Raw genomic sequence first — 24,473 nt, 5'->3', positions numbered from 1 at the left:
AGGACCACGATGACCGCGACGGCCGAGAAGACCGAGACCACCGCCCTCGTCACCAAGCAGGGCACCACCACGATCGCCGACACCGTCGTGCAGAAGATCGCCGGGCTCGCCGCGCGCGAGGTCAGCGGCGTGCACGACCTCGGGGGCGGCGCCGCGCGGGCATTCGGCGCCCTGCGTGACCGCATCCCGGGTGCGTCGGCCAGCGCCGGGCAGGGCGTCTCGGTCGAGGTCGGCGAGAAGCAGGCCGCTGTCGACCTGCAGATCCTCGTCGAATACGGCGTCGCCATCGCCGACCTCGCGCGGTCGGTGCGCCGCAACGTCGTCACCTCGATCGAGCGGATGACCGGGCTGCAGGTCGTCGAGGTGAACATCAACGTCAGCGACGTCCACCTGCCCGGCGACGAGGCACCCGCGCCGTCCGACCGGGTCAGCTGATCCGGCGTACCGTCGAAGTGTGGAAGAGCCGTCGAAGCCCGACGAGCCGCCGGACCGGCCCGGGCACCAGCCGCCGTGGAAGAAGCCGCACCCCTATCCGCGCGAGGAGCCGACGCAGTACCCCGCGAAGCGCCCGCCGGAGTTCCCACCGGGTGTGACGCCTCCGTCACCGCCAGGGTGAACGGGTTGCTCCGCTGGGTTAAACATCACACAGCCGGGCACTCTAGGGGGCGGCCGAATCCGATCAGCGGAGTAAAGTCGCTGGTAGGGGGTTCGGTGAAGGGGGCGTGTGGTGGCGAAGTTCCTGGCGGACGTGACTGTCGCGGTACACATCCTGGCCCTGCTGCTCATCGGTTTCGGCGGTTTCCTCGCCTGGCGCTGGCCCAAGCTGATCTTCGTGCACCTGCTCGGCGTGACCTGGGGTGTCCTGGTCAACGTGGCGCCGGTGCCGTGCCCGTTCACCGCGCTGGAGAACTACTTCCGGCACCAGCAGGGCCTCGGTGACCTGCCCGGCGGGTTCAACGCCTACTACCTCTACGACACCGTGTTCCCGCGGGCGTGGCTGCCGGCGATCGGCGTCGTCGCGATCGCGGTGGTCGTGTACTCCTACATCGGCGTCTACTACCGCTGGCGCCACCGCGACCACAGCGAGGACGCCCGGACGCACCGGGTCCGCCTGGGCTAGGCGACAATCGGGGGGTGAGCACCTCCCCGGACGCCGGACCCACCGAGTGGGTGAGCCGCGAAGAGGTCGGCGTCGGCCCGTGGCCGGGTGAGTGGCCGTCGGACGAGCGGTACGACCCGGACCTGCTGCGCGACGGCGACCGCCGCAACGTCGTGGACGCGTACCGCTACTGGCGCCGTGAGGCGATTGTGTCCGATGTGGACCGCCGGCGGCACCCGTTCCACGTCGCGATCGAGAACTTCCAGCACGACCACAACATCGGCACGGTGGTCCGCACGGCGAACGCCTTCGCGGCGGCGGAGGTGCACATCGTCGGCCGCCGCCGCTGGAACCGCCGCGGCGCGATGGTGACCGACCGCTACCAGCACCTGCGTCACCACGACGACGTCTCCGGGCTGGTGTCGTTCGCCTCGGAAAACGGCCTCGCCGTCGTGGCGGTGGACAACACCCCGGGATCCGAGCCGGTCGAGACGGCGGACATCCCGCGCGAGTGCGTGCTGGTGTTCGGCCAGGAGGGGCCGGGGCTGTCCGCGGGTACGCGGGAAGCGGCGGCGCTGACGGTGTCGATCGCCCAGTTCGGGACGACCCGGTCGATCAACGCGGGCGTCGCGGCGGGGATCGTCATGCACGCCTGGGTCCGGCAGCACGCCGACCTGTCGGCGGCCTGGTAGTCAGAGCCCCCAGCCCCAGCGCAGCTGCACGACGCCGGACGCGTTGTTCGTGGCCAGGCCGCTGCCGCTCTGCCGCGTGATCGAGTACGTGTCGCCGGAGCGCAGGCCGGGCCAGTAGACGACACCCATCTGCCGGGACCGCGCGAGATCGGTGGTGGCGGCGAAGTACGCCGTGAAGTTGTTGCCGTCCTGGTGGCCCGCGGAGTAGTCCAGCCCGGTCGTCATCGGGGCGCCGGCCTCGTCGATGATCGTGCGGGAGGAGTACGACCCGAGCCGGTTGCTGAGGTTCGTGGTCCACGCCGAGCGGGTCGTGTCCGAGGCCCAGAAGCCGTAGAAGTGCAGCGACAGCAGCGTTCCGCTCAACGCGCTCGCCGCGCCGACGCCGGTGACGTTGTCGTTGTAGCCGGTGCCGCTGACCAGCACCCGGCCGCGCGGGATGGCCGAGTGCCGGGACAGCCAGGTCGAGCAGAGCGACACCCAGGAGCTCAGGCTGTAGCCGAACGGCTCGTTCATCGGCTCGAAGTAGACGTTCCCGTTGCCGCCGTAGTCGCCGGTGACCTTGTCCCACATGGTGTTCCACGCGGTGACGTCGTCGACGAACCCGTCCTTGTTCGCTTCCCAGTACCCGAAGATGACCTTCATGCCGTGCGCCAGCGCGGAGTCGGCGGCGCCCTTGTACCGCGCCCACCAGTCCGAATTCACGCTCTGCGGGTTGATCGGCAGCCGCACGGTGTTCGCGCCGAGCTGCTGCTGGAAGCCGGTGATGATGCCGTCCGCCTTGGTGCGGACGACGTCGTAGCTGTCACCCGCGGTGAGCCCGGTCGGGATGACCCAGCCGTCGACGTAGTTGTCGCGGGCGTCGGCCCAGTTCACGCCCCGGAAGGCGTTCGTCGCGGCGGACGCCGGCGGGGCGGTGAGCAGGGGCGCGGCGAGGACGGCGAGCAGGAGGACACGCAGGCAGCGACGAAGGCGGGTCATGCGAACTCCGATGTCCGATGATCGATGTTGACGTCAACATGCCTGGCCGAGAATCCTCTCGGACCGGGGCCGGTGTCAAGCGTCAGGCGGGGGCGACCTCGACCGGGATGCCGTTCAGCACCGAGGTCCCCGACGGCACGTCGAGCAGGGTTTCGTCCGCGACCAGGTTCGAGTTGACGCCCGGGTTCGCGCTCGCCACGCGGGTCCGCGCACCTTCGACGTCGTGGCCCCAGCCGTGCGGGATGCTGACGACACCCTGCCTGACCTCGTCCGTCACCTCCACCGGGACCTCCAGCTTGCCCGCGCGCGAGGTCACCGACGCCAGCGCGCCGTCCGTTAGGCCCAGGCGCGTCGCGTCGGCCGGGTGGACCAGGACCGTGCAGCGGTTCCCGCCGCGGATCAGCGGCTCGAGGTTGTGCATCCAGGAGTTGTTCGAGCTCAGGTGGCGCCGGCCGATCAGCACCAGACCCTCGTCGGCTGGCTTCGCCAGCTCGTCACGCAGCCGCGGGACGTCGGCGACGACCTCCGGGGGCGCCAGCTCGATCCGGCCGGACGCCGTGCACAGCACCTCGGGGATCCGCGGCTTCAGCGGCCCGAAGTCCACCCCGTGCGGCGCGGCTTCGAGGTCGGCGAGCGTGACGTCGTACGGCCCGGCGCGCAGCAGCAGGTCGACCAGCCGCGCGGGCCCGGTGCGCTCACCGGTGACGTCGAGCTCGTTCCGGCGCGCGGTTTCGGCGGCGACGAAGTCGTCCAGCGCCGCGACGTCGGCTTCGGGCCCCTGACCGGTGACGATGCCGGTGAGCCGCAGCATCGTCTCCCACTCCTGGGGCAGCTCCGACGGCAGCGTCGCCGGCGTCCAGTTCGCGACGTTGCGCACCGAGAGCTGGTAGAACGCCAGGTCGAAGTGCGGCCGCTCGAGCGGCGACGGGCCGGGCAGGATGACGTCGGCCCGGCGGGACGTCTCGTTGAGGTAGACGTCGACCGAGATCATGAAGTCGAGGTTCTCGAGGGCCGCGGCCAGCCGGCCGGCGTTCGGCGTGCTCAGGCACGGGTTGCCGCTGACCGTGATCAGCGCGCGGACCTGGCCGTCGCCCGGGGTTTCGATCTCGTCGGCCAGCGTCGCGACCGGCAGTTCGCCGACAACCTCGGGGTAGCCGCGCACGCGGCTGTGCCACCGCCCGACGGCGAACGGGCGCCGGTTCCCGGTCGGCTGGCACGCGGCCAGCGGGAACATCGCGCCGCCGGGCGCGTCGAGGTTGCCGGTGAGCACGTTCAGGACGTCGACGAGCCAGCTCGCGACCGTGCCGAACGTCTGCGTCGTGGTGCCGATCCGGCCGTAGACGACGGCGTTCTCGGTGGCCAGCTCGAGCGCCATCCGGCGGATCTCGGCCGCGTCGATGCCGGTGCGCGGCGCGACGGCTTCGGGGGTGAACGGCCGGGCCAGCTCGCGGACGTCGTCGAGGCCGTTGAGGTGCTCTCCCAGCCGTCCCGGTGCGACGCGGTTCTCCGCGAACAGGACGTTGACCAGCGCGAACAGCAGCAGCGCGTCGGTACCGGGCCGGATGGCGTGGTGCTCGTCGGCGAACGCGGCGGTGCGCGTGCGGCGCGGGTCGACGACGACGATCTTGCCGCCGCGCTCGCGGATCCCGCGCAGCCGGCCGCGGATGTCCGGCGCGGTCATCAGGCTGCCATTGGAGACGAGCGGGTTGGCGCCGAGGATCAGCAGGTGCCGCGTGCGGTCGAGGTCGGGGACCGGAATGGCGAGCGGGTCGCCGAACATCGTGCCGGACGAGTAGTGCTTCGGCATCTGGTCGACCGACGTCGCGCTGTAGAAGTTCTTGGTGCCCAACGCTTTGTAGAGCACGCGGCCGTAGAGCGTCAGCGCGATGTTGTGCACGCCGGGGTTGCCCGCGTACACGGCGACGGCGTCCCGGCCGTGCTCCTCGAGGATCGGCGGGAGGCGGCGGTCGATCTCGTCGTAGGCCTCCTGCCAGCTGACCTCGACGAACTCGCCGTCGCGCTTGAGCAGCGGCGCGGTCAGCCGGTCGGGGTCGTGGTGCAACGCTCCCAGCGACGCGCCCTTCGGGCAGATGTAGCCCTTCGAGAAGACGTCGTTCTCGTCCCCCCGCACCCGGGTGACCCGCTGGTTCGCATCCAGCGTCACCTCGAGTCCGCAGGTGGCTTCGCACAGCGGGCAGGTCACGTGGGCCGTCGTCATGACAGCCCAACATACCGAGCGGTATGTCGATGGGCAAGGCACGATTGCGACATGGACGTCTCGGCCGCCGAACGCGCGGTGACTTCGCGGCACCTGCGCCGGGTGTGGGGGCTGCCCGGCACGGTCCTCGGCCGCAGCGGCTGGCCCCCGTCGCCCGGCCAGCGGCTGCACTGGCATTGGAACTACTGGTGGCAGGCGCACCTGCTGGACACGCTCGTCGACGCGCAGCTGCGGGCCGCTTCACCCGAACGGCTGGCGTTGATCCGGTCGTTCGCGCGTTCGGTGCGGCTGCGCAACTTCGGCCGCTGGACGAACGAGTACTACGACGACATCGCGTGGCTCGGCCTTGCGCTGCAACGGGTTTCTTCGCTCGGGATCGACACCGGCCCAGCGGTGGCGGCGATCGACACGCGGCTGCTGTCGGGCTGGACGGCCGCGGCGGGCGGCGGCATCTGGTGGCGCGTCGGCGACGAGTTCAAGAACGCCCCGGCCAACGGCCCGGCGGCGATCTTCCACGCGCGGTCGGGCAACCTGACTCGGGCGCGCGAGATGCTGGACTGGATGACGTCCACTTTGGTCGACCCGGCTACCGGCTTGGTGTGGGACGGGATCCGCACGGACACGGGCGAGCTGGTCAAGCACATCTACACGTACTGCCAAGGGGTCTACCTCGGGGCGTGCCTCGAACTGTCCTCAATGGACGCCGCCGCGCGCACGGTCCGCGCGGTGGCTTCGCATTGCGCTCCAGGAGGGGTGATCCGCGGCCAGGGCGGCGGCGACGGCGGCCTGTTCGCGGCGATCCTGGCGCGCTACCTGGCGTTGGCGGCGCAGGCGTTGCCCGGCCCGGAAGCCGCGATCGCCCGTTCGCTGGTGCTCGACTCCGCGGAGGCGTGCTGGTCGGGCGCGGCGCCGGGCCCGGTGTTCAGCGCGTACTGGGACCGCCCGGCACCGCCGTTGCCCCTGCCGGAGGACGCCCCCGAGCGGGACATGTCGGTCCAGGTGGGCGGCTGGATGCTCCTGGAAGCCGCGGCGACGCTGTCACCAGACGTCGCCGGCCCGCCAGTCGGCGGTTAGCTCCCCGTCGAGGTCGAGCGGGGCCCGGCCGGGGACGACGTAGACACCGCCGTCGTCGTCCCCGGTGCGCTGGACCCCGGACGGCGTCAAGGCGAAAGTCGGCCCGCGCCACAGCTGCCAGCCGCGGCCCGCGTACAGCGGCGCCCCGGCCCTGGTCGCACTCAGGGCGCCCACCTCGTACCCGGGCAGCAGCTCCTCCATCGCCGCCATCAACGCGCTCGCGACCCCGCGCCGCCGGTGGTCCGGGTGCACCGCGACGCCCTCGACGTAGCCCGTGTTCAGCACGCGGTCGCCGTGCAGCAGCCGGCGTTGCACGAGCGAGGCGTGGCCGATCAGCTCGTCGCCGTCGAAGGTGAGGGCGTGCATGCCGCCGAGGGTGTTCTCCCAGCCCGGTGGGTCGAAGTCGGTGAACGCACCTTCGAGCAGAGCCCGGACGGCGAGCAGGTCGGCGGCCGGCAGCTGGGCGGTGTGCGCGAGTCTGACCACCCCGCCATTCTCCCGCCGCGGGCGAATCAGTTCTGGACGCCTTCCTTGCGCGGGTCGAGGTCGATCCCGGCGCGCTTGCGGTCCTCCCCGGCGTCGTGCCAATCCTTGATCGCGTTCTCGAGCCGGGCTTTCTGCTCCGCATCGCTCGCCGCGTACTTCTCCGCGGCTTTCCTGATGCGATCGGCCGCCATGAGGTACCGCGCGGTCGTGTTCCGGAAGAACGACTCGACGTCTTCCCGCAACGCGATGAGCGCCGTGTCCGCCGCGGTGGGCGCGACGCCGCGGCCGACGAGCTGCCCGTCGGCGTAGGACGCCTCGGCGACCTTGCCCAGCACGGAGCGGGAGTAGATGTCGGCGGCGTCGACGCAGAGCTGGGCGATTTCCATGACCACCGCGACGTCGACGGCGAACCGGCTTGACGCGGACGGGTCGCTGTCGTCGCCGTCGGGGCTGCTCTTCGTGAAGTCGTAGAGCTCCAGCACCGTGCGGTCGGCTCCGGCGATCCGCTGCCGGATGCCCGTGATGGCCTTCTGGTAGTCGGCTTCGGCCGCGGTCAGGTCCTCGTGGAGGCCGCGGACGGCGGCATCCAAGTGCGCGAAGAAGCCGCTCAGCTGCGGGAACTTCAGCTCTTCGTTCGGCTTTCCCTCGCGGAGGTTCAGCGCGAAGTCGATCAGGGTCAGCGCGGTGCCGATGCTGCCCGGCGCCTCTTCGCCCAACGCCGTGGCGACCGTCGAGACGATCCCCCACACCTGGCTGGCGGCGTTCACCGCGACTTTGTCCTTCGACGCGTCCTCCGATGGCGGCGCGGCTTCGAAGAGGTCGCGGGTGGCTTGCCCGATGAGCTGCAGGGTGTTGTTGCGGGTGGCGTGGATCGTCGTGGCGCGCAAGGAGTAGCAATTCGCCAGCCACCGCACGAGCACGCTCTGGTTCTTCAGCGTCGGCCCGACCGTCGAGAGGAAGCCGCCTTTGATGCTGTTCGCCGCGAGCCCGGTCCACCCGGCCAGCCAGGCCCGGTTGTTGTTGCCGTCGTCCCTGATGGAGAGCTTGTCGACCATGCCGGGCAAGGAGTAGGCGTCGATCGAGCCCTCCGGGCGCATCGTCCCGTCGGCGGTCAGGAGGCTCTGCCGGGCGTCCTCGAGGGACGACAGTTCCGGCCCGCCCGCGAGATCCGGGATCGCGGCCGCGAGCTGTTCCCGTTTCGCCCACGCCCAGTCCCCGACCTGGGAAAAGACGTCGGCCGCCCGGCATTCGACGTACTTCGCGTCCGGCACGCTCCACCCGTCGCAAGGGGTGGACGGCCGGTTGGCCTGCGTGCTGTCGTCGACCGCCCACGCGACGATCGGACAGGTCGTCAGGTGACCTCGTGACTCGGGCGGGACCTGCCACCGGGCGGGCTCGGGCGCGGCGTCGATCTGGCTCGTCCCGCCTCGCAGGGTCTGGCCGGCGTCCCGGGTCCAGCGGCGTTCCAGCGCCTGCCAGTAATCGTTGAGCGCCGCCGAAAGGGAAGCCGAGTAAACGCTTCCACTCATGTACTGCCCGCTCATCGCTCCATCTCCCGGTTCGCCTCCATCGAGCGCCGACAGTAGCAACGAAGTGACGCATTTAGGCCAATCGTCACTCCACGGCGTCCGGAACCGGCCAGTGTCCGGTCAGCAGCCGCAGGAGGCTCCGTGCAGGAAACGCGGGGTCAGCGACACCGACTCCGGCGGCCGGTCCGGGTCCGCCATCCGCGACAGCAGCAGCTGCACCGCCCGGCGCCCGAGGTCCGCGACCGGCTGGGCCAGCGTCGTCACCGCCGGGCTCACCCGGCGGGCCCACTCCATGTCGCCGTAGCCGACCACCGCCAGCTCCGCCCCGATGCGGATGCCGCGGCGGTGGGCCTCGTACTGGACGCCCACCAGCATCGACTCGTCCGCCACCACCAGCGCCGTCGGGGACGGCCAGCCGTCCAGGAGCTTCGCCGTCGCGCGGGCCGCCCCGCCCGACGTCGACAACCCGCACTCCACCAGCTCGCGGTTGAACCGCAGCCCCGCCTGCTCCAGCCCCAGCCGGTAGCCGCGGACGCGCTCGCGGCTGATCTCCAAGCTCTCTTCGCCCGAGATGAACCCGATCTTCCGGTGCCGCCGCTCGGTGAGGTGGCGGACCAGCGACGCCACCGCGTGCACGTTCTCCGTGCCCACCTGGTCGACGTCGTTGCGCGCCGCGACCCGGTCGACCAGGACCGTCGGGACGCCCATCCGGACCAAGCCGTTGATCACCGCTTCGGCGCCCGCCGACGGCACCAGCAGCACGCCGTCCACGAGGTCGGCCCGGAGTGCGCGGACCACCGCCGCTTCGCTGTCCGGTTCGCCGGTGTCGGCCAGGGTGACGTCGCAGCCGGCCTGGGCCGCGGCCGCTCTGATCGAGCGCAGCAGCTCACCAGAGTAGGGGTTCGCGTGCACACCCATCGCGACGCCGATCCGGTAGGTGACCGGGGGGTCCCACAACCGGAGCTCCGGCGAAAGTGCGGTCATAAGCCCTCGCAGACGCTCAGCCGAAACGTATCCGCTGAACCTCCACGCCGTGCCGGTAAGACCGCAGAATCACTGATGTGAGTGAACCGAAGGGCAGCCGCAGGACTCACGATGACGCAGAGTGGGTGCGAGCCGGACCGTCTCGGCCTTGCGCGCGGGGTCGTTGATCCGGGCCAGCAGCAGCCGCACCGCCTGCCGGCCGATCTCCTCGATCGGCTGCGCCATCGTCGTGAGCGGCGGGTCGACCAGGTCGGCCCACTCGACGTCGTCGTAGACCACCACCGGCAGGTCGCGGCCGATGCGCAGGCCGCGCCGCCGGGCTTCGTGCAGGACCCCGACCATCATGCTGTCGTTCCCGACGACCAGCGCCGTCGGCGGCTCGGGCAGCGCCAGCAGCGTGGTCAACGCCAGCGAGCCACCCTCGTGCGACGAGTTCCCGCAGGCCACGAGCTCCGACGACCACGTCAGCCCGGACCGGCCGAGCCCCAGCCGGTAGCCCAGCACGCGCTCCTCGCTCGTCGACAGCCCGGGCGCGCCGCTGATCATCCCGATCCGCCGGTGCCCGAGCGTCCCGAGGTGCGCGGTCAGCGCCGAGGTCGCCTGGATGTTCTCCGTGCCCACCTGGTCGACGTCGGTCCGGGTGGTCAGCCGGTCGATCAGCACGGTCGGCACGTCCAGCGACACCAGCTCGCCGATCACCGGTCCGTCGCCGGGCGCCGGGGTGATCAGCAGGCCGTCGACGCGCCGGGAGCGCAGCGCCCGCACGGTGTCACGCTCCGTGTCCGCGGTGTCGTGCGTGTCGGCCAGCAGGACGGTGTACCCGTGCGCCGAGGCCTCCCGCTCGATCGCCTGCATCAGCGTCGCGAAGTACGGGTTGGCCACGAGCGAGATCGCCATCCCGATCGACCGCGTCCCGCCGGTCACCAGGGAACGCGCGATCGCGTCGCCGGTGTAGCCGGTCGTCTCGATCGCCCGCAGGACGGCCGCCTTGGTGTCCTCGGCGACCGCCCGCGTCCCGTTGACGACGTGCGAGACGGTCGTGATCGAGACGCCGGCGAGCTCGGCGATGTCCCGCTGGGTCGGCCGCGATGATCTCGGCTGGGGCATGCCAATCCTTTCCGGCAAGCGTTTGCGCAAACGCTTGCGTCCAGGGTGCAGTCTGTCTACCTTCCCGACCATCGGCAAGCTTCGACACGAACAAAGGGTGGGAACCCATGAGACAGCGAAGTCTCACCGCAGTCGTGCTGGCCGCCGTCCTCGCCGCTTCGACCGGCTGCACGGTCGAACGCCACTGGGGCGGCAACACCAACACCGGCGGGAGCGGCAAGGCCAAGGTCGGCCTCGTCACCAAGACCGATACGAACCCGTACTTCGTCGAGCTGCGCAACGCCGCGAGAGCGGCCGCGCAGGCCAACGGCGCCGACTTCAGCGCCCTCGCCGGCCAGTTCGACGGCGACAACGACGGCCAGGTCCGCGCCATCGAGAACCTCCGGCAGCAGGGCGCCAACACCATCCTCATCACGCCCAGCTCGTCGACCGGCGTGCTCAAGGCGATCAAGGACGCCCGCGACGCCGGCGTCCTGGTCATCGCCCTCGACACGGCCACCGAACCGGCCGACGCCGTCGACGCCACGTTCGCCACCGACAACTTCGCGGCCGGCCAGCAGCAGGGCGCCTACGTCAAGGCCGCGCTCAAGGGCGTCCCGCCGAAGCTGCTGATGGTCGACGGCACCGCCGGCAGCTCGGTCGACACCCAGCGCCACGGCGGCTTCCTCAAGGGCATCGGGCTGACCGACGGCTCGCCGGAGATCAAGGGCCACACCGCGGCCAACGGCGACCAGAGCCTCGCCCAGCAGGGCATGGAGAACCTGCTCCAGCGCAGCACCGACATCAACGCCGTCTACTCGATGAACGAGCCGATGGGCCGCGGCGCGTACGCGGCGCTCAAGGCGCGTGGGCTGACCGGCCAGATCGTGATGGGCTCGATCGACGGCGGATGCGAAGGCGTCCAGAACGTCAAGGACGGCCAGTTCGCCGCCACCGTCATGCAGTTCCCGAAGAAGATGGCCGAGCAGGGTGTGCTCGCCGCCGTCGAGTACGCCAAGACCGGCAAAAAGCCGTCCGGCTTCGTGAACACCGGCTCCGCCGTGATCACCGACAAGCCCCTGCCCGGCATCGAGAGCCACGACTCCGCCTGGGGCCTGCAGAACTGCTGGGGAGGCTCGAAATGACGACGGCAGTGGCTACGAAGGAACGTGAATCCCTCGGCGACTTCCTCCTCCGCGCCCCCGCGGTCGGCCCGGCGCTCGCGCTGGTCGTCGCGATCGTGGTGTTCTCGGTGGCCACGGACACGTTCTTCGACCTCGACAACCTGTCCACGGTGGTCCAGCAGTCGCTGGTCGTCGGGACGCTCGCTTTGGGACAGACGCTCGTCATCCTCATCGCGGGCATCGACCTGTCCAACGCGTCCTCGATGGTCGTCGCGACGCTGATCATGGCGAAGCTCGCCGCGGCCGGGACGAACGGCTTCGTCGCGCTGCTCGCCGGCGTCGTCCTGACGATCATCGTCGGCATCTTCATCGGCGGGCTCGCGACGCGGATCAAGCTGCCGGCGTTCATCATCACGCTCGGCACGTTCACGATGCTGACCGCGGTGTCGAAGCTGATCGCCGGCGGCCAGGCCGTGCCGGTGACCGACGGGCTGCTGCAGTGGCTCGGCACCAAGCGCTACCTGTTCGGCGGCATCCCGATCACCTACGGCATGACGCTGGCGCTGCTGATGTACCTCGGCGTCTGGTACGCGCTGACGAAAACGGCGTGGGGCAAGCACGTCTACGCGGTCGGCAACGCGCCGGAGTCCGCGCGGCTGTCCGGGATCAAGGTCAACCGCACGGTGCTGTCGGTGTACATCGTGGCCGGCCTGACGTTCGGCATCGCGGCCTGGCAGGCGCTCGGCCGGACGCCGAACGCCGACCCGAACCAGTTCCAGCTCGGCAACCTCGACTCGATCACCGCCGTCGTCCTCGGCGGGACGAGCCTCTTCGGCGGCCGCGGTTCGGTGCTCGGGACGCTGATGGGGGCGCTGGTCGTGGCCGTGCTGCGGTCGGGCCTCACGCAGATGAACGTCGACGGCAACTACCAGGACCTCGCCACCGGGGCCCTGCTCATCGCCGCCGTCGTGGTCGACCGGATCGCGAGGAGGCAGCAGCAGTCATGACCGAACCGATCCTGCAGGCACGTGGCCTGGTGAAACGCTACGGCCGGGTGACCGCCATCGACGGCGCGGACTTCGACCTGCTCCCCGGCGAGGTGCTCGCCGTGGTCGGGGACAACGGCGCCGGGAAGTCGTCGCTCATCAAAGCGTTGTCCGGCGCGGTGATCCCGGACGAGGGTGAGATCAAAGTGGACGGCAAGACCGTCCACTTCAAGTCCCCTTTGGACGCCCGCCACTACGGGATCGAGACGGTGTACCAGGACCTCGCCGTCGCGCCCGCGCTGGACATCGCGTCGAACATGTTCCTGGGCCGGGAAAAGCGGCTCAAGGGACCGTTCGGGCTGTTCCGCAAGCTCGACACCGCGACCATGCGGTCGGAGGCGCAGCGGATCCTCGACGAGCTGGGCATCAACATCAAGTCGATCAGCCAGCCCGTCGAGACGCTGTCCGGTGGTCAGCGCCAGGGTGTCGCCGTGGCCCGCGCGGCCGCGTTCGGCACCAAGGCCGTGATCATGGACGAGCCCACCGCCGCCCTCGGCGTCGCCGAGTCCGGCAAGGTGCTCGACCTCATCGGCCGGATCCGCGACCGCGGCCTGCCGGTGGTGCTGATCAGCCACAACATGCCGCACGTCTTCGACATCGCCGACCGCATCCACGTGCACCGCCTCGGCAAGCGCGTCGCGGTCGTCTCGCCGAAGACGCACTCGATGAACCAGGTCGTCGGCCTGCTCACGGGTGCGTTGCGGCTCAACGAAAACGGCGAAGTGGAAGAGGCCGCCGCCGCGACCCACGTGGCCGGGCTCAGCTGAATGGGCCCTCGGCGGGAAAGAGTGCCTCGGGCCGGAGTGAAGGTGCTGCTGGCGGGTTTGTGCACCGTGGACGTCGTGCAGCGGGTCGAGGAGCTTCCGGCGCCGGGCGAGAAGGTCCAGTCGCTGCGGGTGGACGTCGCGGCCGGGGGGCCCGCGACGAACGCCGCGGTGACGGCGGCCGCGCTCGGCGCCGAGGCGACCCTGCTGACCGTCCTCGGTGCACACCCGCTGGCCGCGCTCGCCCGCGCCGACCTCGAGGCCTGTGGTGTCCGGCTGATCGACCTGGCTCCCGGCCTGCCCGACCCGCCGCCGCTCAGCGCGGTGGCGGTCCGCGAGCGCGACGGCGAGCGCACGGTCGTCGCCCGCAACGCCGCCGAACGCCGGTTCCCCGTGAAGGTGACGCTCCCGGAAGCCGACGTGGTCCTGGTCGACGGGCACTACCCGGAGCTGGCGCTGGCCGTCGCCCGGGGAACCGAAGCGCCGGTCGTGCTCGACGCCGGGAGCTGGAAGCCCGTGCTCGACGAACTCCTGCCGCTGGTCGACGTCGCCGCCTGCTCCGCGCACTTCACCGCGCCGGAACCGGGGCTGCACGCGCGCGGCGTCCCCACCGTCATCACCACCGCGGGCCCCGGGCCGGTGCGGTGGTCCACTGCGGACGGCGGCTCGGGTGAGGTGCCTGTCGCCGACGTGGAAGCGCGGGACACACTGGGTGCGGGCGACGTCTGGCACGGCGCCTTCGCCGTCGCCGTGGCTCGCGAACCGACGGTGACGGCCCGGATCCGCTTCGCCAACGAGGTGGCCGCCGAACGGGTGCGGCATGTGGGACCGCGGTCGTGGACGACCGCGATCGCAGGAAGGAACAGGACATGACGGCGTTCGACGACCTGCTGGCCCGGGCCGAGGGCCTGACCGTGCGCGGGCAGCGCAACGTGCTGGGCATCATCGGCGCGCCCGCGTCGGGCAAGACCACGCTCGCGTGGGCGCTGGCCAACGCGCTCGGCTCGCGCGCCGCGGTGGTCGGCATGGACGGCTTCCACCTCGCGCAGGTCGAGCTGCGCCGGCTGGAGCGCACCGAGCGCAAGGGCGCGCCCGACACGTTCGACGCGGCCGGCTACTTCCACATGATCAAGCGGCTCGCCGAAGGCCGCGAGACGGTGTACGCGCCGGAGTTCCGCCGCGAGATCGAGGAGCCGATCGCCGGGGCCGTCGCGGTGCCGCCGGAGGTCCAGCTGGTGATCACCGAGGGCAACTACCTGCTGCTGCCGGACGACCCGTGGAGCGGCATCCGGCCGCTGCTCACCGAGGCGTGGTTCCTCGCGCCGGACGAGCCCGAGCGGATCGAGCGCCTGGTGTCGCGCCACCGCCGGTACGGCCGTTCCCTGGTCGAGGCCCGCCGCCGCGCGCTCGGCTCGGACCAGCGCAACGCCGACCTCATCTCGCAGACGCGCGACCGCGCGGACCTGGTGCTGGAGAACCTGCCGCTGGCGAACTTCGCGATTTGACCCTCATCGTCACGGGCGGCAGCCGGGGCATCGGCGCCGCCATCTGCACGCTGGCGGCCGCGCGCGGCTACGACGTCGTCGTGAACTACTCGGGTGACCCGGTGCCCGCGCGGGAGGTCGCTTCGCGGGTGCGTGCGGCCGGCCGTCAGGCGGTGGCGGTCCGCGCGGACGTCTCCGTCGAGGACGACGTCCGCGCGCTGTTCGACGCCGCCGCGGAGCTGGGGCCGGTGACCGCGCTGGTCAACAACGCGGCGATCGTCGGCAACACGCCCGGGCGGCTCGACTCCTACGCCGTCGAGGTCGTCCGGCGCACGCTCGACGTCAACGTGACCGGGGTGTTCCTGTGCTGCCGCGAGGCGGTCCGCCGCATGTCGACGCGCTACGGCGGCGAGGGCGGCGCGATCGTCAACATCTCCTCGACGGCCGCGCGCACCGGCTCGGCCGGGGAGTGGGTGCACTACGCGGCGTCGAAGGCCGCCGTCGACACGCTGACGTTCGGGCTGGCCCAGGAGGTCGCGGGCGAGGGCGTGCGGGTCAACGCGGTCGCGCCCGGGATGGTCCACACCGGCCTGCACGAGGCCGCCGGCCTGCCGGACCGGATGGCGAAGTACGCGCCCCAGATCCCGATGGGACGCGCCGGCCAGCCGGCCGAGATCGCCGAAGCGGTGCTGTTCCTGCTGTCGCCGGCGTCGTCGTTCACGACGGGAGCGGTGCTCGACGTCGGTGGCGGCCGCTGATCCCTTTGAACCGGCAATTCCTGCTATTCGTGTGGTGAACGTTCCCGAAACCGCGCGAAAGGTGAACAGGAAATGACCGCGTTGCACACGTTCGAACTCCCTGATTCGGTGAGCGGGACGACCGTTGATCGAATTCTGGGCCGTCAGCTGATCCGCACCTGGGAGACCGACGGGATATTCCAGGTCGCCGCCACGGCCGAGCAGGACCGGATCACCGGGGAAGCGCTTGCTGCGAGCCGCCGGTTCTTCGCCAGACCCTTGCCGGAAAAGGCGAAGTTCGTCAGCGACCTGACCTACAGCGGCTACATCGCGTCCGGGGAAGAAGTGACCGCGGGCGAAGCCGACTACTCCGAAATCTTCACCGTCTGCCCGGATGTCCCGCTCACCGACACGCGGGTCGCCGAAGCGTGGCCGTGCCACGGTCCGGTGCCCTGGCCGGACGAGGACTACCGGACGGCGATGAAAAACTATCTCCACGAGGTCGGGGAAATCGGGGAGAAATTGCTGAAGCTCGTCGCACTCGGTCTCGAGGTCGACATCGACCGGCTGACGGGGCTCACCCGCGACGGCTGGCACCACATGCGCGTGCTGCGGTTTCCCGCCCGGTCCGCGACGACCGAACGCGGGATCGGCGCGCACACCGACTACGGCCTGCTCGTGATCGCCGCGCAGGACGACGTCGGCGGCCTCTCGATCCGGCCGCCGGTGCCCGGGGAGGCCCGCAACCGCAACTGGCTGCCGGAGGAGAGCACGGCCGGGATGTACCAGGACGAGGAGCCGTGGCACTTCGTCGAACCCGAGCCGGGGGTGTTCACCGTCTTCCCCGGCGACATCCTCCAGTTCCTCACCGGCGGCCGGCTGCTGTCGACCCCGCACAAGGTCCGCCTCGCGACGCGCGAGCGGTACACGATGGCGTACTTCCACGAGCCGTCGTTCGGCGCCGCCGTCCGCCCGCTGGCCGGGGGCGACGAGTGCATCCACTACGGCACGCACTTCACGAACATGTTCACCCGCTGCTACCCCGACCGGGTGACCACCCGGCGCATCAACCGTGAAGGGCGCCTGACCACGCTCGACCGGATCCGGGCGAGGAGCCTGGCCGAGCAGAGGTGATCGACGTCACCGCCGGTCACCATCCGTAAGACGGGGGTGACCGGCGGTAGGTTGTTTCCGAAGGATGAGACGCCCGGAGACGACGAGATCACGATCGGACGCGGACTTGGTCACCTCGGTTTCGACCGTCGAACGCTGTGCAACTCTGGGGAGCCGCCACTCGAAAGGACGGCTTCGGAAGCCATGGCAAAACTCATGTCCGTGCACCACCTCGCGCTCACCGTGACCGACGTGGACCGCAGCGTGCCGTGGTACGTGCGCGTCCTCGACCTCGAGGAGGTCACCCGGCGCGAAGAGCCGGACACGGGGCTGCGGAAGGTCGTGCTCCGGTCCGCCGGGGACGAGTTCTCCGTGGTGCTGGTCCAGCACGCGGACACCGGCAGACGCGGGTTCGACGAACGCAGAACCGGGCTCGAGCACGTCGCCTTCCGGGTGCAGTCGACCGCAGAGCTGGCCGAATGGGAGTGTCGCCTCGCGGAGTTCGGGGTGTCGTACCTGCCGGCCGCGCCGTCGCGGACGTTCGAGGGGTCGCAGGTCGTGGTGTTCCGCGATCCGGACGGCATCCAGCTCGAGATCTGGACCGACCCGGAGCTCTGACCGCTCACCGGATCGCGGTGCACAACCGGCTGCCGGCTGTGCTGCAGCACCACTTCCCCGGCGCTATCGGTCTGTTCAGCCAGCGCGACCTGCCGATCAGCCCGACCTTCCTGCGCCGCTTCCCCGACCTGCAAGCAGTGGCCGCCGCCGGGTTGCGCCCTCGACCCGCCAATCCGGCAAACACCGCACCGTCGGCTACCGCCGCGGCTGTGACAAGCAGCTCCGCGCCGCACTCATCGACCGGGCACAAGACACCTATTACCGAGCCCGCCCACGCGGTTGCCGCCACCGGCACGCAGCACGGATCCTGGCCCAGGATCCTCTGGCGGTGCCGGCACGACCACCAGCCCTACACGGCCAACTCAACGCCCTCCACCAACAGGCCGCTTGACGTAGGGCTCTCAGGCGCGGGCGTCGTCGCGTTCGTCGACCGGGCGGCGCATCTCCTGGCGGTAGCGCAGCACGCCGTACCCCGTGCCGAACACGAAGAACGCGATGCTGATCCACAGCGCCGCCGTCTTCACCCACGGCAGGGCGTCCAGCAGTCCGGCGCCGTAGTAGCCGAGGAGCACCAGCGTCGGCACCCACAGCAGCCCGCCCAGGGCCGTCGCCGCCATGAAGCGGCGCGGGTCCATCCGGGCCGCTCCGGCGATCAGCGGCGCCAGCGTGCGGATCCACGGGATCCACCGGGCCGCCACGATCGCGAAGAAGCCCTTCCGGTCCAGGAACCGCTGCGCGCGTTCCAGGTTGTGCCGGTTCAGGACCTTGCCGTCGCGGCGCGCGATGAGCTTCGTCCCGCTGCCGCGGCCGATGTAGTAGCCGATCTGGTTGCCGAGGACGGCGACGATCAGCGCGGCTCCCGACAGGAACCACGCGTTCGCGTCCGAACCGTGCTGGGCCAGCACCACGCCGGCCCCGAACAGCAGCGAATCACCGGGCAGGAAGAGCCCGATGATCAGCGCGCATTCGACCAGCACGAAGCTCAGCACGATCACCCACACGAGCAGCGGCCCGGCGGTGTCCAGCCAGCTCACGCCGACGCCCGCGGCCTCGATGCTCACGACGTTCACACCCGGAGCCTACGTGGCCCAGGTGAACACCCCACGGCGAACGGTCGAATCGGGCTGTCCGGAACGTTCAGGTTCTACGAACGGTGAAGGCCCCCTCACCAGCGGTGAGAGGGCCTTCCCGAACGCGGGCTCAGAACTGCGGCAGCGACTCGCCCTGCACCGCTTCGACGTCCAGCTCGACCTTCACGGTCGTGCCGACCGCCGCGACACCCGCCCGGACCATCGCGCTGTAGTTGATCGCGAAGTCGTTCCGGTGCAGCGTCGTCTCGGCGTGGAACGCCACGCGCACGCCGCCCCACGGGTCCGGGCCCCAGCCGCCGTACGTCAGCTCGAGCTCGATCTCGCGGCGCTCGCCGTGCAGCGTGAGGTCGCCGACCAGCGTCCACGAGTCGACGCCGCGCTGGCGCATGCCGGTGCTCGTGAACGTGATCACCGGGTGGACGTCGACGTCGAGGAAGTCCGGCGAGCGCAGGTGGTCGTCGCGCATCTTGATGTTCGTGTCGATGCTCGCCGCCTTGATCTCGGCGTGCACCGACGACCGCTCGGCCGGGCGGCCGATCTCGATCCGGCCGGACACGTCCGGGAACCGCGCCTTGATGCTCGCGATGCCCAGGTGCCGCGCGGTCGCGACCACCGACGAGTGCATCGGGTCGATCACCCACGGCCCGGCGGGCGGCAGGTCGATCGCCTCGGCGACCGGGGCCAGCACGACGTCGCCGAGCGAGCCGGAGCCGTCCGAGGCGATCTGCGTCATCCGGGCGACCGGGGTGTACCCGGCCGCCGTGACGACGGCGGTGTACGTGCCCGCCGGGAGGGCGTCGGTGACGACCTCCCCGCGGACGTCGGCCGCCTGGCGGGCGACCTGCCGCCCGGCCGGGTCGGTCACGGTGAGCACCGCGTGCTCCACCGCCCACCCCTCGGCCGTGCGGAAGGTCGCGCGCAGGCCGGTCATGACCGGTCGACCAGCTCGTCGAGGGCCTGGTCGTAGCTCAGCCGGACGTCGTGGTCCGCTTCGCCGCCCGCGAGCTCCACCTGGCTGGTCGCCGGCGGGTAGCCGCTCGCGACCACGGTGTACGCGCCCGCGGGCAGGTCGCTGACCAGGTACCGGCCCTCGGCGTCGGTCCGCGCCACGGCGGCGACGTTGCCCTCGGCGTCGAGCACGGTGATCCGCGCGTCCGGGACGACCCGGTCGCCCTCGGTCCGCGCGACGCCGGTCAGCTGCACCGAGCTGGACAGCTCGACGTCGTGGCGCAGCACGCCGCTGTCGGGCACGGTCAGCATCACCGCGACGGGCCGGTAGCCCGGGCCGCTGGCGACCAGGGTGTAGGCCCCGGCGCCGACCCCGACGAAGGCGTAGGTGCCGTCCGTGGTCGTGATGAACGCGCCGTTCACCTCGCCGCGGCCGTCGGTCAGCGTCACCGTGACGTTCGCCAGCGGCGAGCCGGTCGCCGCGGCCTTCACGGTGCCGGTCAGCTCGCCGGACCCGGTGAGCGTGACGTCGACCGTCGCCGGTCCGTTGCTGATCACGACGCTGGAGGCCTGCGGCTGGTGGCCGTGGGCCGACACGATGAGGACGTACGCGCCCGGGCCCTGGCTGGGCACCGAGTAGCTGCCGTCCGCGGCGCCGGTGGCCCGCGCGACCTGGCGGCCGCGCTGGTCGATCAGGGTCAGCGCCGCACCCGAAACGTGGCTGCCGTCCTGACGGCGGACGTGGCCGGTCACCGGCACGCCACCCGCGCCGACGGGGACGTCGAGCTCGGCGTCCGCGACGGAGTTCGTGATCGGCAGCGCACCCGACACGGCCTGGTAGTCGCCGTGCCCGTTGCTCAGCGCGTGCTTGCCGCCGCCCACGAGGGCGGGCTCACGGTCGACCGGGCGCACCGGCTCGACGATCTCGGTCGGCTCGTCCGCGTGGTCGTCCGCCTCGAGCAGCGCCTCGCCGCCCTCCATGGCCGCCGCGGCCGGGGCCGCGTTGGTCAGCGGGATCTCCTTCATGAACAGGAGCACGATCGTGGCCAGCAGGGCCACCGCGCCGGCGATGTAGAACACCGTGGTGATCGAGTCGGTGAAGCCGATCAGGATCGGCGTCTTGATCGCCTCCGGCAGCGACTGGATCACGCTGGTGTTCTCGGACAGGTTGCCGATGCTCCCGCCGGCGCCGGCCGGCAGCTGCCCGCCGAACGCCTTGGTGATGTTGGGCAGCAGCGTGTTGAACAGGACCGTCAGGAAGATCGCGACACCGGCGGTACCACCGATCTGGCGGAAGAACGTCGCCGACGCGGTCGAGACACCCATGTCGCTGCGCGGGCCGGCGTTCTGCACCGCGATGATCAGCGTCTGCATGCACTGGCCGAGGCCGAGCCCGATGATGGCGGCCGCGACCAGCGGGTGCCACAGCGGCGAGTCGTACTTGACCTGCGCGAAGAAGAACGCACCGGCGGCGATCATGAGGGTGCCCACGATCGGGAAGATCTTGTAGCGGCCGGTCTTGCCGGTGAGCCGGCCGGACACGATCGAGCTGGTCATGATGCCCGCCATCAGCGGCAGCATCAGCAACCCGGACTCGGTCGGCGTGTAGCCCTGCACGACCTGCATGAACTGCGGGATCATCGTGATCGCGCCGAACATCGCGACACCGACGATGACACCGCCGATGATCGCCACGGTGAACGTCGAGTTCTTGAACAGCCGCAGCGGGATCAGCGCGGCGTCCTTCATCCACCGTTCGATCGCGATGAACGCGATCACGCCGACGCCGCCGACGACGTAGCAGAGGATCGACTTCCCGTCGCCCCAGCCCCACTTCTGGCCCTGCTCGGCGACGATCAGGAACGGCACGACCGCGACGACCAGAGCGAGGGCGCCCCACCAGTCGATCTTGTGCTTCTGTGGGACGTGCGGCACGTTCAGCACGCGGGCGACGACGAACAGCGCGATGATGCCGATCGGGACGTTGATCAGGAAGACCCAGCGCCAGCCGTGGATGTCGTAGCCGAAGATGCTGCCGGCGTGCTCGATGCCGGCGAAGAAGCCGCCCAGCACCGGGCCCAACACCGTGGACAGGCCGAACACCGCGAGGATGTAGCCCTGGTACTTGGCCCGTTCCCGGGGCGGCACGATGTCGCCGAGGATCGTCATGGCCAGCGACATCAGGCCGCCGGCGCCGAGGCCCTGCACCGCGCGGAACGCGGCCAGCTGGTACATCGACTGCGCGAAGGCCGAGGCCAGCGAACCGGCGACGAAGATCGTGATCGCGGCCAGGTAGAACGGCTTGCGGCCGTAGATGTCGGAGAGCTTGCCGTAGATCGGCGTGACGATCGTCGAGGTGATCAGGTACGCCGTGGTCGCCCACGCCTGCAGGTCGAACCCGTGCAGGTCGTTGGCGATCTTGACGATCGACGTACCGACGATCGTCTGGTCGAGCGCGGCGAGGAACATGCCGCACATCAGGCCGCTCAGGATCGTGACGATCTGGCGGTGGCTCAGCCGGGGTGGTTGGCCCACCTCGGGCAGGGCCGGAGCTTCGGTGGTGGAACTCATGCGTTGGCCCCCTTGGCCGGAGCAGCGGCGGACGCCTGGGCGTCGGCCAGCTGTGGAGAGTGGTTCTCGATACCTGTGTTGAGCCGGCCGAACAGCGTGTTCAGGGTCTGGATCTCCCCTTCGGTCCAGTCCCCGAGCACGTCGGCCAGCCACTGGTTGCGCTGCTTGCGGTTCTCTTCGAACACCCGCATGCCCTCGGTCGTCGGCGCGAGCAGGCACGCCCGGCCGTCCTCGGGATCGGCCTGGCGTTCGACCAGGCCGTGCTGGACGAGTGAGCTCGACTGCCGGCTGATCGTGGAGATCTCCGAGTGGAGTGACTCGGCGAGCCTGCTGGTCCGCTGCGGGCCCTCGTGGATGAGGGTGAAGAGGATCGCGTAGGCCGCCCGCTCGATGCCGTCGGGACCCTGCTTGGACACCTGGGACTTCGCCTTGTTGATCAAGCGGACCAGGCGCACGAGCTCGTGCCCGAGCTGGTCGGCGAGGTCCAGCTCGGCTTTGGGCCGGGTGGCGGAGCTGTTCGGTGCCATGGATGGAGTCCTTCACGGCGTTGGTTGGCGGCTGCAACTAGTTGCCTCAGGCAAGGATGTGCCTTCACCACCGGTTATGCAAGCGGAGGCCGGGTCGATGTGTCGGAACACACTTTAGTTGTCATACGCAAGCAGTTTCCCGCGGGCTCCCGGAACAAACGCGGCGGCACCCGGTTGGTACAGCTATGACGGACGACACAGCGTTGAAGGACTTCCTCGCCACGCGCCGCCACGGCGTGCTGGCCACGATCCGCCGCGACGGGCGGCCCCAGCTGTCCACGATCACGCACCTCTACGACGCCGGGACGAACACGATCACCGCGTCGATCACCGAGACCCGCGCGAAGACGAAGAACATGCGCCGCGACCCGCGGGTGACCTACCACGTGGGCAGCGAAGACGGCTGGAGCTACGTCGTCGCGGAGGGCCGCGCGTCGCTGACGGCGCCGGCGGCTTCGCCGGACGACGAGACCGTCGAAGCGCTCGTGGACTACTACCGCCGGGCGGCGGGCGAGCACCCCGACTGGGACGAGTACCGCGCCGCGATGGTCAGCGACCAGCGCGTCCTGCTCCGGGTGCACGTGGACAAGCTGCTGGGACTGGTCCGGTAGGGGCGATTTTGAAATAGAAGTTCCGCAGTGCGGAGTATTCGGGCTTACCATGAAAGCCATGAGCGACGAAGCTTTGGTCACCCGGCTGCGCGACCTGCTCGGCAAGAGCGCCGTGCTCACCGACACCGACGTCACGGCGTCGTACGCGCGCGACATGATGCCGCTGGCGCCCTCGGGGCAGCCGTTGGCGGTGGTCCTGCCCGCGAACGTCGAGGAGGTGCAGGCGGTCGTCAAGGCCTGCGCCGAAGCCGGGGTGCCGATCGTGCCGCGCGGGGCGGGCAGCGGCCTGTCCGGCGCGGCGAACGCGATCGACGGCTGCGTGACGCTGTCGCTGACCAAGCTGAACGAGATCGTCGAGATCGACCCGGGCAACCGGCTGGCGGTCGTCCAGCCGGGCGTGGTCAACCTGGACTTCCGCAACGCGGTGGAGAAGCACGGGCTCTTCTACCCGCCGGACCCGTCGAGCTACGACTGGTGCACGATCGGCGGCAACCTGTCGACCAACGCCGGCGGCCTGTGCTGCGTGAAGTACGGCGTCACGACGGACTCGGTGCTGGGCTTGGAGGTCGTCCTGGCGGACGGGTCCCTGCTGAAGACGGGCCGCCGGACGGTGAAGGGCGTGGCGGGCTACGACCTGGCCCGGCTGTTCGTCGGCAGCGAGGGCACGCTGGGCGTGATCACCCAGGCGACGGTCCAGCTCAAGCCGCTGCCCCAGGCCCCGGCGACGCTGGTCGCGGGCTTTTCGACGACCGAGGCCGCGGGCGAGGCCGTGGCGCGGGTCGTGCGGGAGGGGCTCGTGCCGTCGCTGCTGGAGATCATGGACGCGTCGTCGATCAAGGCGTCCGAGACGTACTTGAAGACGGACCTCGGCGCGGGTTCGGACTGCCAGGCGCTGCTGCTGGGGCAGTCGGACGCGGGCGGCGAGGTCGCGCGCCGGGAGCTGGCGGCGCTGGAGCAGATCTGCGTCGACTGCGGGGCGGATCTGGCCTACACGACGGAGGACCTCGAAGAGGGGCGGATGCTGCTGCAGGCCCGCCGGGTGGTGCTGACGGCCTTGGAGACGTACGGCCTGTGGCTGACCGACGACGTTTGCGTGCCGCGCACGCGGATCGCGGAGCTGATCCGCGGCTGCGAGAAGATCAGTTCCGAGGTGGGGCTGCGCATCGCGGTGGTCGGCCACGCGGGCGACGGCAACATGCACCCGACGATCGTCTACCAGCCCGACGACCCGGACGAGTTCGCGCGGGCGCAGCGGGCGTTCGACGAGATCCTCGAGGTCGGGCTGTCGCTGGGCGGGACGGTGACCGGGGAGCACGGGGTCGGGAAGATCAAGCGGGAATGGCTGGAGCGGGAGATCGGCCCGGTGGGCATGCGGGTCCACCGCCAGATCAAGGCGGCTCTGGACCCGGGGAACCTGTTCAACCCGGGGTCGATGTTCTCGATGACCTGAGGAGTTCGCGGGGTTCGGGCCTGGTTCGAGAGCCGGTCTCGGATGGGCCGGCGGCCTCGCCTCGCCGAGCGACCGCGCCGGCGTGAGTTGGCTGCTGCCGCTTGAGTCGCCGGTCTAGCGGCCCCCTCGGCTTTGGGCTGTCCGCCACGCCTGAGTCCCCGGTCTCGCCGCGGCGAAGCAGGACCTCGCCGTACGAAAGCCCGCCGCTGACCAAGTCGGGCCCTCCGAAACCGAGCGATCCTC

The 24,473-nt window shown here is 70.7% G+C and carries 24 protein-coding genes; 14 read left to right on the top strand and 10 right to left on the bottom strand.

Annotated elements, in window-relative coordinates; all coding sequences use genetic code 11:
- Nucleotides 1-9 precede the first annotated feature (9 nt).
- The 3 genes from ACIRSS_RS20545 to ACIRSS_RS20535 all read left to right on the top strand — a co-directional run bounded on the left by ACIRSS_RS20545 (nt 10) and on the right by ACIRSS_RS20535 (nt 1,791).
- Nucleotides 10-435, top strand: coding sequence for an Asp23/Gls24 family envelope stress response protein (locus tag ACIRSS_RS20545; protein WP_400896980.1), 426 nt, complete (start codon nt 10-12; stop codon nt 433-435).
- A 292-nt stretch (nt 436-727) separates the two neighbouring features.
- Nucleotides 728-1,120: a DUF2784 domain-containing protein gene (locus ACIRSS_RS20540; protein WP_400896978.1), complete on the top strand. Its 393-nt coding sequence runs from the start codon at nt 728-730 to the stop codon at nt 1,118-1,120.
- Between the two features lie 14 nt (nt 1,121-1,134).
- Nucleotides 1,135-1,791: a TrmH family RNA methyltransferase gene (locus ACIRSS_RS20535; protein ID WP_400896976.1), complete on the top strand. Its 657-nt coding sequence runs from the start codon at nt 1,135-1,137 to the stop codon at nt 1,789-1,791.
- Here ACIRSS_RS20535 and ACIRSS_RS20530 read toward each other — a convergent pair whose 3' ends face one another.
- Together ACIRSS_RS20530 and ACIRSS_RS20525 are read right to left on the bottom strand one after the other, a co-directional pair.
- Nucleotides 1,792-2,769 carry a cellulase family glycosylhydrolase gene (locus ACIRSS_RS20530; RefSeq protein ID WP_400896974.1) on the bottom strand — a complete coding sequence of 326 codons (978 nt, stop codon included), beginning with the start codon at nt 2,767-2,769 and terminating at the stop codon, nt 1,792-1,794. It abuts the gene before it with no gap.
- A gap of 82 nt (nt 2,770-2,851) precedes the next feature.
- Nucleotides 2,852-4,987, bottom strand: coding sequence for a molybdopterin-dependent oxidoreductase (locus tag ACIRSS_RS20525; protein ID WP_400896972.1), 2,136 nt, complete (start codon nt 4,985-4,987; stop codon nt 2,852-2,854).
- Nucleotides 4,988-5,038: 51 nt separating this feature from the next.
- On the opposite strand from ACIRSS_RS20525, the gene ACIRSS_RS20520 reads away from it, so the two are divergent.
- Complete coding sequence (locus ACIRSS_RS20520) at nt 5,039-6,061, top strand: glycoside hydrolase family 76 protein (RefSeq protein ID WP_400896970.1); 1,023 nt, start codon at nt 5,039-5,041, stop codon at nt 6,059-6,061.
- Here ACIRSS_RS20520 and ACIRSS_RS20515 read toward each other — a convergent pair.
- From ACIRSS_RS20515 to ACIRSS_RS20500, 4 genes are all read right to left on the bottom strand, one after another.
- A complete protein-coding gene (locus ACIRSS_RS20515) occupies nt 6,026-6,547 on the bottom strand; it encodes a GNAT family N-acetyltransferase (RefSeq protein ID WP_400896968.1) in 522 nt (173 codons plus the stop codon). The two genes, ACIRSS_RS20520 and ACIRSS_RS20515, sit on opposite strands and share 36 nt — an antisense overlap.
- A gap of 26 nt (nt 6,548-6,573) precedes the next feature.
- Nucleotides 6,574-8,076, bottom strand: coding sequence for a hypothetical protein (locus ACIRSS_RS20510; RefSeq protein WP_400896966.1), 1,503 nt, complete (start codon nt 8,074-8,076; stop codon nt 6,574-6,576).
- Nucleotides 8,077-8,196: 120 nt separating this feature from the next.
- Complete coding sequence (locus ACIRSS_RS20505) at nt 8,197-9,060, bottom strand: LacI family DNA-binding transcriptional regulator (RefSeq protein WP_400896964.1); 864 nt, start codon at nt 9,058-9,060, stop codon at nt 8,197-8,199.
- 69 nt (nt 9,061-9,129) lie between these two features.
- Nucleotides 9,130-10,167 carry a LacI family DNA-binding transcriptional regulator gene (locus tag ACIRSS_RS20500; protein ID WP_400896962.1) on the bottom strand — a complete coding sequence of 346 codons (1,038 nt, stop codon included), beginning with the start codon at nt 10,165-10,167 and terminating at the stop codon, nt 9,130-9,132.
- 107 nt (nt 10,168-10,274) lie between these two features.
- On the opposite strand from ACIRSS_RS20500, the gene ACIRSS_RS20495 reads away from it, so the two are divergent.
- From ACIRSS_RS20495 to ACIRSS_RS20460, 8 genes are all read left to right on the top strand, one after another.
- Nucleotides 10,275-11,291: a substrate-binding domain-containing protein gene (locus ACIRSS_RS20495; RefSeq protein WP_400896960.1), complete on the top strand. Its 1,017-nt coding sequence runs from the start codon at nt 10,275-10,277 to the stop codon at nt 11,289-11,291.
- Nucleotides 11,288-12,277: an ABC transporter permease gene (locus tag ACIRSS_RS20490; RefSeq protein WP_400896958.1), complete on the top strand. Its 990-nt coding sequence runs from the start codon at nt 11,288-11,290 to the stop codon at nt 12,275-12,277. The genes ACIRSS_RS20495 and ACIRSS_RS20490 overlap by 4 nt, the downstream gene beginning before the upstream one ends.
- On the top strand, nt 12,274-13,083 hold the full coding sequence (locus ACIRSS_RS20485) for an ATP-binding cassette domain-containing protein (protein ID WP_400896956.1): 810 nt from the start codon (nt 12,274-12,276) through the stop codon (nt 13,081-13,083). Before ACIRSS_RS20490 ends, ACIRSS_RS20485 begins: the two co-directional genes overlap by 4 nt.
- A 36-nt stretch (nt 13,084-13,119) precedes the next feature.
- Nucleotides 13,120-13,953, top strand: coding sequence for a PfkB family carbohydrate kinase (locus ACIRSS_RS20480; RefSeq protein WP_400896954.1), 834 nt, complete (start codon nt 13,120-13,122; stop codon nt 13,951-13,953).
- The gene (locus tag ACIRSS_RS20475; RefSeq protein ID WP_086862402.1) at nt 13,950-14,585 is read left to right on the top strand and encodes a nucleoside/nucleotide kinase family protein; all 636 of its coding nucleotides are present in this window, start codon (nt 13,950-13,952) and stop codon (nt 14,583-14,585) included. Before ACIRSS_RS20480 ends, ACIRSS_RS20475 begins: the two co-directional genes overlap by 4 nt.
- Entirely contained in the window at nt 14,582-15,322 is a 741-nt protein-coding gene (locus tag ACIRSS_RS20470; RefSeq protein ID WP_400896952.1) for an SDR family oxidoreductase, read from the top strand. The genes ACIRSS_RS20475 and ACIRSS_RS20470 overlap by 4 nt, the downstream gene beginning before the upstream one ends.
- A gap of 72 nt (nt 15,323-15,394) precedes the next feature.
- On the top strand, nt 15,395-16,435 hold the full coding sequence (locus ACIRSS_RS20465; RefSeq protein ID WP_400896950.1) for an isopenicillin N synthase family dioxygenase: 1,041 nt from the start codon (nt 15,395-15,397) through the stop codon (nt 16,433-16,435).
- Between the two features lie 183 nt (nt 16,436-16,618).
- The gene (locus ACIRSS_RS20460; protein ID WP_400896948.1) at nt 16,619-17,032 is read left to right on the top strand and encodes a VOC family protein; all 414 of its coding nucleotides are present in this window, start codon (nt 16,619-16,621) and stop codon (nt 17,030-17,032) included.
- Between the two features lie 401 nt (nt 17,033-17,433).
- On the opposite strand, the gene ACIRSS_RS20455 is transcribed toward ACIRSS_RS20460, so the two are convergent.
- From ACIRSS_RS20455 to ACIRSS_RS20440, 4 genes are all read right to left on the bottom strand, one after another.
- A complete protein-coding gene (locus ACIRSS_RS20455) occupies nt 17,434-18,102 on the bottom strand; it encodes a DedA family protein (protein WP_400896946.1) in 669 nt (222 codons plus the stop codon).
- A 130-nt stretch (nt 18,103-18,232) separates the two neighbouring features.
- Nucleotides 18,233-19,054 (bottom strand): YceI family protein, encoded by an 822-nt coding sequence (locus ACIRSS_RS20450; RefSeq protein WP_400896944.1) that lies wholly within the window; start codon nt 19,052-19,054, stop codon nt 18,233-18,235.
- Nucleotides 19,051-21,642, bottom strand: a complete 2,592-nt coding sequence (locus tag ACIRSS_RS20445; RefSeq protein ID WP_400896942.1) for an MFS transporter — start codon at nt 21,640-21,642, stop codon at nt 19,051-19,053. Before ACIRSS_RS20445 ends, ACIRSS_RS20450 begins: the two co-directional genes overlap by 4 nt.
- Nucleotides 21,639-22,169 (bottom strand): MarR family winged helix-turn-helix transcriptional regulator, encoded by a 531-nt coding sequence (locus ACIRSS_RS20440; RefSeq protein ID WP_400896940.1) that lies wholly within the window; start codon nt 22,167-22,169, stop codon nt 21,639-21,641. The genes ACIRSS_RS20445 and ACIRSS_RS20440 overlap by 4 nt, the downstream gene beginning before the upstream one ends.
- Before the next feature lie 185 nt (nt 22,170-22,354).
- Between ACIRSS_RS20440 and ACIRSS_RS20435 the strand changes: the two genes are divergently transcribed.
- Nucleotides 22,355-22,780, top strand: a complete 426-nt coding sequence (locus tag ACIRSS_RS20435; protein WP_400896938.1) for a PPOX class F420-dependent oxidoreductase — start codon at nt 22,355-22,357, stop codon at nt 22,778-22,780.
- Between the two features lie 58 nt (nt 22,781-22,838).
- Nucleotides 22,839-24,230, top strand: a complete 1,392-nt coding sequence (locus ACIRSS_RS20430) for an FAD-binding oxidoreductase (protein WP_400896936.1) — start codon at nt 22,839-22,841, stop codon at nt 24,228-24,230.
- Nucleotides 24,231-24,473: the final 243 nt, after the last annotated feature.

The organism is Amycolatopsis sp. NPDC101161, from assembly GCF_044768185.1.
Lineage (GTDB): Bacteria > Actinomycetota > Actinomycetes > Mycobacteriales > Pseudonocardiaceae > Amycolatopsis.
This window is presented reverse-complemented; position numbering and strand designations above follow the sequence as displayed.